The sequence below is a fragment of the Arthrobacter sp. B055-34 genome, from assembly GCF_059090425.1.
In genome coordinates this window covers 188097-199041 of record NZ_JBNHFQ010000010.1, presented here as the reverse complement: position 1 = coordinate 199041, position 10945 = coordinate 188097, and the positions used below count along the sequence as shown (strand labels likewise).

The following is a 10945-nucleotide window of genomic DNA, read 5'->3' as shown; positions in this document are numbered from 1 at the left end:
TTCACCAACCGTTTCCTGGACCGCCGCCGGCTGCGTCTCATAGCCCTCGCCGCAGCTGGATTCGGCGCGGTCCTTTTGGTGGGCCGGCTGCTGCTGGTCTAAGTGACGGGCCGAGAATGTCCCTATGGGCGCGACATCCGACGCCCCCACCTGCACCACGGGCCTACATCGATCATTTGCCAAAGGAGGACTGAACCCTCTGGGTACACCTATCCAACGGTGCAAAGACGAACAGAACCGGCGCTGCGTGCCAATCACGTCAGGCTTAGAGGCACCTGGTTTCTCCAGCGCCACCCATTACTGAAATCGCACGTCGGGGAACCAACCGTTTGGGGCTTTTTTGGGTTCGAGGTGTTCGGGGTCGCGGTGTTTCTGCATGTCGCATTTGTAGAACGGCCCGCGGGGGTCGAGGAGCACGCTCATGTGGTGGTCTGCGTGGTCTTTGAACCACACGCTGATGCCGGTTGCTCCGTCGAGCCGTAGGTGTTCCCATGCCCGCCACAGGGCTTCTATGCGGGAGACTGCTTCGGGGTGGAAGTACCATTCGAGGCACCATTTTGCGGCGCGGCCGTCGACGTCGCGGACGTAGGTAGGGAGTAGCTGTTCGTGCAGGAATTCCTCGGCTGAGCCGTAGACGAGCTGCGGGGGCTTCTGCTCCTGACCTGAGTTAGCGCCAGTGTCCTCTACGCGCGAGCTGGAAGCTTCACTGAATCGGCCGATGTCGATAGTCATGCCCTACTCCCCTACCCGGTCACCCAAGGATTAGCCATTGGTGCGGCAGCTACCGGCACGGCCTCTTCTTCTGGCTGCGGGCTGTACTTCTGGATGGACGCTTCCACAGTGTCCTTGTGCGGCCCGGTGTACCAGGGCATGGTCCGGACTAAGGTGGCGGGCGCGCCGGAGGCGAGGATAACGGCGCGGCCGCGATCCAGCTCCGTGAGGTTGGAAACATCGAAGATGCGTTCCTTGCTCTCCTGCCGTGAGCGGCTGGAACCGGACTTACCGGAGGACATTGAGACGTTGATGTAGCTGTAGTCCCCGATCAGATCGGAGAGGGCGCGGAGGAACCCTTCTTCGGCCACTCCCCCTCCGTAGACCTTGACGTTCGCGGCGGACCAGATTTTGCGCATGTTCGCCTCGCCCCACAATTCCACGCCTTGGGACCAGGACTGGAGGATGCCCATGACGATCAGGCCTTTGGAGCCGTAGTGGCTGAACTGGTCCGGCAGGCCGGCCCAGCGGACGACGTTGGCCAGCTCGTCGAGGGCGAACAGTGCCGGTTTGGGCAGGCGGCCGCCGCTGCGTTCGGCGCGTTCTTCCATGGCTTCGGCGATGGCCACCGTCAGCGCCGTGGTGAGCGGCGCGGCTGAGCCGGCCCCTTCCTTGGAGAGGATGTAGATCGTCTCCTGTGAGGCGGCGAAGGCATGCGGGTTGAACCGGGGCCGGGCGTCGGTGGCCACGGTGGCGCCGCTTGTCGGGGCGACCCAGCGGAGCGTGTTCCTGCTTTTGAGGCACTGGATCATTTTCTCGGCGGTGCCGAAGATACCGTCGCGCTGCTTATCGGCCAGCTTCAGGGTGGATTCCAGGCCTTTGTACTGCAGCTCGTAGTCATGCTCCCTCAGAATTTCAATGGGTTCCTGGCTGACCTGTTCCGTCACCCATACGTAGACCTGCGTGATGGACAGCCCGCCCAGCGCGGCGGCGAGGAAGTACGAGGAGAGAATGTCTTCGGCTTTGGGGTCGAAGTAGGCATCCGGTTTGGACCCTGGGACGCGGGAGCCGGCCGCGAAGTGCTGGGTGAGCTTGTAGGCCTTTTCTTCGTCGGTGACGTAGGAGAGCGGGTTCCACCACCAGCCGGGTTCTTCCTGGGCGATTTTCTGCGGATCGAACACCCACACTGGAGCCGTGGTCTCGCGGACGCCGCGGGTCCCGTCGACGACGTCGCGCTTGTTCGAGGTCGACACCACCGCCCCTGGTGCGTCCAGGATGGCGGGCATCACGCGGGAGGTGGATTTACCCGTCCGTGGCCCCCAAATGTCCAAGCTGAGGTCTTCCCAGGACTGAATGAATCTTTGGCCGGTGGAGACCACCTTGCCCACCGTGATGCCGGGAGCGTCCTTCACCCCCAGCCGCTCCGCCGTTGCCTTGGCACCCTTTTCGGAGAACGCGGCCAGCGACTTCCCACGGCCCAGGTAGCGGGCGGCCTTATCGACGCGGGCACGCTTGGACGCGCCCTGCTGCCACGCCACAGCACGATAACGGCCAGCACGAGGACCACGCCGGCCATAAGGCACGCGGCGAGAGTGGACTGGGTTGGCCAGGGCACCCGGCCCTTGACCAGCCCGGCGACCAGGTCAATGGGATGGGCAGGCGGGGCCGCGATGCCGGCCACCCGGGAGCCCATGTGAGCGGCCGCGTAGGTGCCGCCGCCAAAGACGACAATGAAGCCAATGGCCAGCCAGATGAGCAGGGCATCGCCGAGGCCCATTCCTTTACGGTTCGGAGCACTCACCGTGTTCTCCCTTCACCAGGCCGCGCAGGAGTAGCCGGTTCCCCGGGGTGTTTCCCCGGGCAGCTCCATCCGGTCTTTGTGCCATTTGGTGTCGGTGTCGTTCAGGCCGTCGTCCTTTTCGAGGGAGGTCAGCGAGATCTGCACGGGGATTCCGGGGCGGCCGCCGACCTTGATGAGGAACTTCCCCCGGCCCGGGGGCTCGACGTCGAGGCCGCGTGAGTCCCAGGCGGGCGGGTCCTGCCAGGAGATGAGCTTCTGCTGCTCCTGCCGGGACAAAGGAACCGCGGCGGTGAGCAGCGGCATTTCCGAGGCCGGCAGGCCGCCGCAGATCACCATGCCGGAGCGTTCGACGAAGCCGCGGGCTTTCATCCGGTCCTCTTCTGCCGGCAGCGCCAGCAGGTCGGACATGGTGTGGGAGATCATGATCTGCCCGACGCCGACGGACCGGTTCAGCCGGGTGAGGGCGTCCACCCTGTCGACCATGCCCTTGCCGGAGCGCAGCGCCCGCCACAGCTCGTCCAGGACCACGAAGTAGTTCCGGCGCGGTTCCAGGCCCGCGTCTGCGAGGGCGTCGGCAACGTTCACGGTGCCGAATCCGTAGGACCAGCACGCGAGCAGCACGGCGGCCTGCAGGTCGGTCTCGGTTTCGTCGATGCTGGAGACGTCGAAGACCACGGCACGGTCACGCTTCATGGGGTTGGTGGTTTGCCGGGAGAAGATTTCTCCCAGCTTCCCGCCGCCGGTCAGGCCCAGCAGGGTTGCTTCCAGCGCCCGGGTCTCCTGCAGGTAGACCTTCATGTCGCCGCGGTCCAGTGCGGCCTGACGCAGCTCATCCGGTGCGGAGACGATGACGTCCAGGAGGTCCTGCAGCACCGGGATGCCGTCGAACGGGTCATCGAGGACCCGCAGCGCCCGGTCCAGGATGGTCTGTTCCTGATCGGTGGGCGGGTTGTTCCGGCTGATGGTGATCAGCGAGACGACCATGTTGAGGCGGCGGCCGTGCGCGTCGGCACGGACCCGGGTGGCGGCTTCGTGGTGGCCGTGGTCCTCGAGGAGCCCGGCGGCCTCGACGGCCTGGCCGGGATCGAGGATGTTCAGGTACCCGACACCGCGGCCGAGCTTGATGACCTGCCCGCCGAGGGCCTCGACGGCTTTGACGTGCTCGCCCTTCAAGTCCCCAAGAACCAGCGGGTGGATGCCCTGGGCGGCAAGGCCCAGGAACATGCGCCGGGCCAGCGTGGACTTGCCCAGTCCGGGTTTGCCGAGGATGAAGGCGGAAGGGTTGGAAATCAGGCGGGCGCGCTGGAACCAGCTGATCGGGTCGCAGCAGACCGTGGCCTGGGTTTCTTCATGACGGCCCAGCGGGACGCCGATCATGGGCGAGGACGCGCCGGAGGAAAAAGGCCACAGGCCGCAGACCTGGACCGTGGTTCCCCGGTACTCCGTCACGGACGGGACGAGCTGTGCCAATGCCTCCGCCACGTCCGGACCAGCCGCGGGTGCCCGGCCCGGCTTCGCGGGGCTGCCGCCCGGCCTTCTGCGGCGCCGTCTTAGCCGCCGCCGTGGTGGTCTTCTCAGTGGGGCGGGCGAAGAGCTTCAGGCGGTTCATTACAGGGCATCCTTGATTTCGGAGGGCAGCATGCTGTGTTTGGGCAGGACCAGGCCCAGCGGCAGGGAGGCTGCGAAGGCGGTGTCCTGCGCGCCGTAGGCGCGGCGCAGCAGCACCCGGGCAGGACCGGACGTCTGCTCAATGGCGGCCACGGCATCCGGGAGGCGTTCCCTGCCGGTCACGGTGGCCGTGACGACCATCCCGAAGTTCACCAGCCCGGCGCCCCGGGCTTCTTCCTGCGCGGTCTGCACGGCGGAGCGGGCATCGACCAGGGCCCGGGCGGAAGGCCGGGTTCCGGAGGGATGCGGACGTTCGCGTTGTTCTGGTCCCGCTCCACGACGGCAGCGGCGCGGGCGGAGTCCATCGGACGGTACAGCAGCGACACCCGTTTACGGTCAATGTCCCCATGCGGGGCCAGCAACCGGGAAAGAACCGAGGAGTTCACCGACCCGCGCGGAGCCCCGGTCATGGTCCAGGACGCCGAAAACCCGCTGTCGTGCCGGTAGTCGTCCCAGTTCGCCTGGGCCGCGGTGGGGCCGGCCTCGCCCCAGGTCAGGGATACCGGGGTGCCGGCGGCGTGGGCCTGGTCAATGATCAGCGCGGCGGGGGGATCGTAGGCGACACGGACGATCTCGCAGAGTTCCTGTGCCGGCATCGGCCGGGCGATGCCGGCTCCGGTGGACTGCGTTAGGCCGATGCGATCACGTCATCTGTGATTACCAGTCGTCGCTCGCCCAACCCGTCTTCGCGGATCCAAGCTGCCCCGATTTCCGGCGCGACCTGCTCTACGGTGCCGCTGATTCTCGTCCCAGCCAGGTCCAGGGCCTCGACATGCTCGCCTTCGTTCCAGATCATCTCTGCCATGGTGCTCCTCCGGGTCGGTCATCCTATGCTTCTTCCACTTCCGGGGCGCCCGTTTCGTTCCCTCATGAGTGAGCCCTAAGCCGTGGAGTAGTTTCCTTGGCTTGATGTGTGGCTCGGCGACGTGAAGAGTCATGAATGGCCCTCGATTGACAACTGCCGATAACGGCGCATATGACGGGGCTTCCCCAGCGAGCCGCATTCTTGGACGGTGCTGGCGGGAAGGTGCCGCCGTCGCCCATTGGGGTTTCGGCGGCACCAGTCCGGCCTTGGAGCGCTACTTCCAGGGCGCCACGGTGGTGGTTTCGGTGACATTGTTGTTGCCTGTGTTGGAGTCAGGCTGGTTTGCCCTGACCGAGGCGGTGTTGGTGAGGGTTCCGTCTCGGGCCGGAACGATCACGACGGTGACGGTCGCTGTGTCGCCTGCGGCCAGGGTTCCGAGGTCGCAGTCGAGGCTGATGTCGCCCTTGATCTTCTCTTCCACGCAGGTGCCCTGGGTCGCGGTCACGGAGACCAGGTCCTCGTCCGGTAGCTGATCCTTGAGTGAAATACCTGATGCAGCTGCCGGGCCTTTGTTGGTCACGTCCAGATTGTATGTGAGCTCCTGCCGGGCGGTGACCGGATCGGGTGAATCGGTCATGGTCAAGGCGAGGTCAGCGGCCGGGCGCATGTCCCGGATGAAAATGTCGCTGGTCGACCCGTTGGAATCCTGCGGTGCCAGGGTCGAGGACCGCGAGTCGTATGCGGTGACGGTGCCGTCCGGTGTCATTGACAGGGCCAGGCTGGCCACGTTACCGAAGGTGCCGTCGCTTGCCACGCTGATCAGCGACGTGGTGCCTGCGCTCAGGTCGCGCTGGTACACGTTTTCGCGGAAGTTGGCCGGACCCCCGAAGTTCGTGGCCCTGGAGACCAGCGACACGTAGCGGCCGTCGTCGCTGACGTCCCCGCCAAAGGTGAACTCGTCACCCTGCTCACCGGCATCGTTGACCCCGACCAGGGTGTAGTCACCGGTGACCGTGTCATACAGCCAGGCATCGTCGGTGAATCCGTTGGCATCGGTGCCCGGGCCGGCGAACTGGTCGTCCTTCGTGGTGAAGCTCAGGTACCTGCCGTTGCTGCTCATTCCGTCCGCCATACCGTGCACCAGCACGAAGGAGTCGGGGTTGCCTTCCCCAGCTGTCACGGCAGTCATGTCCCCGGTGGCCCGGTTGAACACGAACGCGTCGGTGTCGCCGTCGCTCTCGATCCCCGGCACCAGGTTGGAAGCGGTCGAGGAGAAGTAGACGAAGTTCCCGTCCGCGCTGAGGTGCGGGGCGAACGAGGAACCGCCGTTGGCCCCGGTCCCGTCCGGTCGGTGGTACCGGCCTGGGTGTCATGGACAAAGACGTCGGCGGCGAAATCGGTGTCGCCGGGCACCAGGTCCTCGGCGAAGGAGTAGAACGCAATGTACCTGCCGTCGGCGCTGATATCCGGGCCCTGTCCGCCGCCGGTCTCGTCCCCGCCGGTGGCGACGCTGACCCTGGTCGTCTCTGCGGTCCCCCGGTCGTGCACGAAGACGTCCGTCGTGCCGTTCCTGTCGCCGCTGACCAGGTCGGTCGCTTCGGAGGCGAAGGCCACGTACCGGCCATCCGCACTGATCGACGGTCCGCCCATGTTACCCAGGAAGCCGCTGTCCCCGTCGGCCTGCCGTCCGTTGCTGGAGACGCTGACCCGCTCGGTCGTACCCGTGAGCCGGTCGCGGACGAAAATGTCATACCCTGAACCGGTGGAACCCACACCCCCGTTGGTGTCATCCGGCACGAGGTTCCCGGCCGCGGAAACAAAGGCAACATACCGCCCGTCCGCGCTCACCGAGGGAGCCTGGCTGTCCTGATCCCCCTGGACCCCGCCACCGCCCGCACTTACCAGCTCCCTGAAGCCGGAAGCGACACCGGCATGGGCAGCACCGGCGGGCAGAAGCAGACCCGCCACAGCAGCCGCGGCCACCAACCCTAGCCCTCTTTTGCCCTTGACGCCGCCTTGCCGCGTGATCCGCCGCGTTGAACTAACGCCCACGTTTACCGTTCCTGATCCTGATCTCATCGTGCATTCCCAACTCTTCCCCTGGTGCGATCCGCCGCAACACACTCCAATCCCCACGTCTCAGGGCGCGGCCTGTCCTGCGAGGCTTGCACATCCCCTTGGATAAAGGTTGCATTCATCTTCTCGCCCCGGAGCTGGACATAGATCGGCAGGGACATTTGGATGTGGTCCGATCCCAAGACATGCGTGTCAACGTGCCTGATACCCCGGAGGCATGCCTCTCACTGGTCACCCCCAGGCATCCGCAGAGCACTCTTCCGAACCTCTCGCTCCCTTGCGGCAGGACGCCTGCGGGATTAGAAGCGACGGTTCAGGCCTCAAAAGCCATGATGTTCCTCTGGTGAAACCGCCATGTGCTCGGTGACCTAATGGAGCTGAAGGGCCGTTCGTCCTTTCGTAATAGAAGGGTGCTATCCCATGCGCCGTTGAACGGGACTGCACCCTTCCACACGGGAGGCCGTCCCCACGCGGCTCCCCTGTGGAGTCTTCTAGGAAGAACGTCTCTTCGATAGGGACTAAAGTCCCTCACAGCACTGCTGTCATGTGACTTCCAGGTGCAGCGAACCAACGGGCGCGAAACCGGGCCCCTGTCCCCCGCCCGTAGACACCCTCACGCGCTTTCCTGCCACGGCCGTTCCGGGTACTGCCCGGGCTGCATCCGTTGGAAGCCGACGCAGTGCGGCGACAGGCTTCGGCTCCGGTGCCAATGACTTCCGCGGCCGCCGCCGTTTCCACTGCCGGGCGGGACCAGCCCTTCCTGGCTCAACCTTTGATGGCGAAACATGCCAATCTGCCAGACGACAAGGGAGCGGGCACCGCCTTTCTTGCTTGCTTCTTGACCTCGGAAACGAGCAGGCGTACGTTACGGTTAGTCGTCGCTCCAAGGGCGGGCACGCCAGCTTCGCCTAGAAGGTTCGCCGGCACACGCATGTTCCCGAATAACGCCAAGAGCTGCGTGCCAAGACTCACGCAGCGCAGGTGCATCTGGTCTCCGCCGCTGGAGGCAGGCCCAACCGTCTGCTCCGGACTCTCCTCCGGGCCGCAGCGGCTGCACAATGAACGTCCCGCACGGCCGGGAGGGCGGCCATGCCAACTTTCCTGATCGTGAAGGCATGGTCAGTGGGAATGGGAGTCACCGTGGACAACAACGGATTTCAGGCACTGCAGGAAAAAGTACGCGGCCAGGTCATCACCTCCGGCCATTCCGACTACGACGTCGCACGGGCCGTCTACAACGGCATGATCGACAAACATCCCGCAGCGGTACTGCGTGTGTCGCAAGTCGCAGATGTCATCGCAGCAGTTAATTTTGCCCGCGACCAGGGCTTGGACCTGGCGCTGAGAGGCGGCGGGCACAGTGCACCCGGATTCGGGACCTGCGACGGCGGCCTCGTCCTCGATTTCGCGGGATGCAGGGGCGTCCGGGTAGATCCTTCCACCGCCACGGCCCGGGCCGAGGCAGGCACCACCTGGGCCGACTTCAACCACGCAACAAACCCGTTCGGGCTCGCAACAACCGGCGGCATTATCGGGTCAACGGGTGTTGCCGGACTGACGCTTGGCGGCGGCATCGGCTACCTCGCCCGTAAGTACGGCCTGTCCTGCGACAACCTCAAATCCGCGGACGTGATCACCGCCGAGGGCCGGTTCCTCACGGCCAGCGCCACCGAGAACGAGGATCTCTTCTGGGCCTTACGCGGCGGCACAGGAAATTTCGGCGTCGTCACTTCCCTGGAATTCAACCTGCATCCCGTCGACGTGGTGTACGGCGGTGTGGTCATCTACCCCCTTGAGTACGCCCAGACCGTTGGGCAGTTGTACCGGGACTACATAAGCACGGCCCCGGAAGACATGGGAATCTTCCTCGGATTCCACCAAGGCCCACCTGTCCCCTTCCTGCCGGAAGAGCACCACGGAAAGCCCGTGGTAGTTGTGGTTGGCGGCTGGACCGGTCCCCACGATGACGGCGAGCGGCAGTGGCAGCAATTCCTAGAGGTCGCCCCGGTTGCTGGGTCATTTGTCGGGCCCCTCCCGTATCCCATGCTCAACACATTATTCGACCCCCTTCTTCCGAAAGGTCTCCAGGCATATTGGAAGGCGGAGTTCCTTCCAGAACTAAGCGACGACGTGATCGGCGTTGCCCAGAAATTCGGAGCCAGACTGCCCAGCCCCCAAACCGCCAATCACTACTACCCCATCAATGGCGCAGCCCAACGGGTAGGACAGGATGAAACTGCCTTTCCCTACCGGGACGCCGACTTCTCAGTAGCCATCGCCGGAATGTGGGAGTCCCCCGAGGACAACGACGCCAACACCAAATGGGTCAGGGACTACTATCAGGCCCTGCATCCCTATGGGGCCGGCGCGGGCTATGTCAATTTCCTCGACGCCGACGACCAGCCGCACATCGAGGACAACTACGGGGGTAACTACGCCCGGTTGGCCAAGATCAAAGGGAAGTACGATCCCGGCAACCTCTTCCACGTCAACCAGAACATCAAACCGGTGGCCTGAACCGCGGAAAAGTCTTCACTAACCTCGATTTTTCATCACGATCGGTGGGGGTCGACGATCGGAGGGCGGATCAGTCAGAGGGGTGTTTTTGTTTACGGGAGTGTGTTGCGGCCTTTGGGCGTCGCTAATGGCCGTCGGTGCCACTTCCAGCCAGGGGCCTTCTCGTTGGGACTGCATGAGGAAAGCCTTTCGACTGTTCGGCACCCTCAACTGCAACTTTCATCTGGCCGCAAAGGACGGCCCGAACGACATGGCTGCCGCGAAGCGCTTGCCACCTTGCATCTAACCCAAACGCCGATAACGGCGCATACGTGAAGTGGTCCCCAGATCAGGCACCCCCCGAGCGCCATATAGAAGTTGACCAACTGGTCGACGAATCGGATCGGCCATGGTGGGATGAAATATTTCAGCAGCACGGGCGGTTGCGCCCCTTATGACTACACCGCAGATCTTGAAAACCGTGTCCCCGGAACTGACCTTTAACGACGGCCTCACCATCCCGCAGCTGGGCTACGGGGTATGGCAGGTGGAGGACGACGTCGCCGAGATCGTTGTCGGAAAGGCCTTTGAGGCCGGCTACCGCCATATCGATACGGCGAAGATCTACGGCAATGAAGCAGGCGTGGGCCGGGCCATCGCGGCCTTCGGACTGGACCGTGACGAGTTGTTCATTACCACCAAGCTGTGGAACGCGGACCAGGGGTACGAGAGTACGCTGGAGGCCTTCGAAGGCTCGATGGAACGGCTGGGCTTGGAAACCTTGGATCTTTACCTCATCCACTGGCTCCAGCCGAAGCAGGGAAAGTACCTGGACACCTGGAAAGCGCTGGTCGAGCTGCAGAATCAGGGCCGCGTCAAGAGCATCGGTGTATCCAATTTCACCATTGACGCCCTGCGCGAAATCATTGAGGCAACCGGCGTGGTTCCCGCCATTCACCAGGTGGAGACCCATCCTTACTTCAACCAGAGCGGCCTGCGGGCATTTGAATCCGACAACGGCATCCTGCACCAGTCCTGGTCCCCGCTTGGCCAGGGACAGGGCCTGCTCAAGGACCCGGTCCTCCAAGACATTGCGGCCAAGCGCGGCGCCACACCCGCCCAGGTGGTCCTGGCCTGGCATCTGGCCCTGGGCAACGTGGTGATCCCGAAGTCTGTCACCGGGTCCCGCATCGTGGAGAACTGGGAAGCCCTGAACGTGGCACTTGAGACCGAGGACATCGAAGCGATCAACGCCCTGGATCAGGGAGCCGGGGGCCGTATCGGCGCCGATCCCGCCACCGCCGACTTCCAGTAGAAGAGGCACGTAGCGATGACCGGGAGGCTCCCACTCCCGGTCATCACGCGAGGGAGCGAACCTTTGAACGCCT

General features: G+C 64.4%; 9 protein-coding genes and 1 pseudogene. 2 read left to right on the top strand and 8 right to left on the bottom strand.

The window, feature by feature from the left end; genetic code table 11:
• Window positions 1-297: 297 nt before the first annotated feature.
• From AC5RWO_RS18315 to AC5RWO_RS18280, 8 genes and pseudogenes are all read right to left on the bottom strand, one after another.
• A complete protein-coding gene (locus tag AC5RWO_RS18315) occupies window positions 298-732 on the bottom strand; it encodes a DUF4913 domain-containing protein (protein WP_498732923.1) in 435 nt (144 codons plus the stop codon).
• A gap of 11 nt (window positions 733-743) precedes the next feature.
• Window positions 744-2512: pseudogene (locus AC5RWO_RS18310) on the bottom strand (type IV secretory system conjugative DNA transfer family protein).
• Between the two features lie 12 nt (window positions 2513-2524).
• Window positions 2525-3982, bottom strand: a complete 1458-nt coding sequence (locus AC5RWO_RS18305; RefSeq protein WP_498732922.1) for a helicase HerA domain-containing protein — start codon at window positions 3980-3982, stop codon at window positions 2525-2527.
• Between the two features lie 138 nt (window positions 3983-4120).
• Entirely contained in the window at window positions 4121-4372 is a 252-nt protein-coding gene (locus tag AC5RWO_RS18300; protein WP_498732921.1) for an SCO6880 family protein, read from the bottom strand.
• Window positions 4330-4776 carry an SCO6880 family protein gene (locus AC5RWO_RS18295; protein ID WP_498732920.1) on the bottom strand — a complete coding sequence of 149 codons (447 nt, stop codon included), beginning with the start codon at window positions 4774-4776 and terminating at the stop codon, window positions 4330-4332. The genes AC5RWO_RS18300 and AC5RWO_RS18295 overlap by 43 nt, the downstream gene beginning before the upstream one ends.
• Window positions 4777-4808: 32 nt before the next feature.
• Window positions 4809-4985 (bottom strand): hypothetical protein, encoded by a 177-nt coding sequence (locus AC5RWO_RS18290; protein WP_498732919.1) that lies wholly within the window; start codon window positions 4983-4985, stop codon window positions 4809-4811.
• A 274-nt stretch (window positions 4986-5259) separates the two neighbouring features.
• A complete protein-coding gene (locus AC5RWO_RS18285) occupies window positions 5260-6174 on the bottom strand; it encodes a DUF11 domain-containing protein (protein ID WP_498732918.1) in 915 nt (304 codons plus the stop codon).
• Window positions 6171-7037 carry a TolB family protein gene (locus tag AC5RWO_RS18280; protein WP_498732917.1) on the bottom strand — a complete coding sequence of 289 codons (867 nt, stop codon included), beginning with the start codon at window positions 7035-7037 and terminating at the stop codon, window positions 6171-6173. Before AC5RWO_RS18280 ends, AC5RWO_RS18285 begins: the two co-directional genes overlap by 4 nt.
• 1113 nt (window positions 7038-8150) lie before the next feature.
• On the opposite strand from AC5RWO_RS18280, the gene AC5RWO_RS18275 reads away from it, so the two are divergent.
• Window positions 8151-9578 carry an FAD-binding oxidoreductase gene (locus AC5RWO_RS18275; RefSeq protein ID WP_498732916.1) on the top strand — a complete coding sequence of 476 codons (1428 nt, stop codon included), beginning with the start codon at window positions 8151-8153 and terminating at the stop codon, window positions 9576-9578.
• Window positions 9579-10011: 433 nt separating this feature from the next.
• A complete protein-coding gene (locus AC5RWO_RS18270) occupies window positions 10012-10872 on the top strand; it encodes an aldo/keto reductase (RefSeq protein WP_498732915.1) in 861 nt (286 codons plus the stop codon).
• The last annotated feature ends 73 nt before the right edge of the window (window positions 10873-10945 follow it).

Coding starts and splice junctions, on each gene's coding strand:
- AC5RWO_RS18315 (WP_498732923.1), bottom strand. CDS start 732: ATGACTATCGACATCGGCCGATTCAGTGAAGCTTCCAGCTCGCGCGTA.
- AC5RWO_RS18295 (WP_498732920.1), bottom strand. CDS start 4,776: ATGCCGGCACAGGAACTCTGCGAGATCGTCCGTGTCGCCTACGATCCC.
- AC5RWO_RS18290 (WP_498732919.1), bottom strand. CDS start 4,985: ATGGCAGAGATGATCTGGAACGAAGGCGAGCATGTCGAGGCCCTGGAC.
- AC5RWO_RS18285 (WP_498732918.1), bottom strand. CDS start 6,174: ATGACTGCCGTGACAGCTGGGGAAGGCAACCCCGACTCCTTCGTGCTG.
- AC5RWO_RS18275 (WP_498732916.1), top strand. CDS start 8,151: ATGCCAACTTTCCTGATCGTGAAGGCATGGTCAGTGGGAATGGGAGTC.
- AC5RWO_RS18270 (WP_498732915.1), top strand. CDS start 10,012: ATGACTACACCGCAGATCTTGAAAACCGTGTCCCCGGAACTGACCTTT.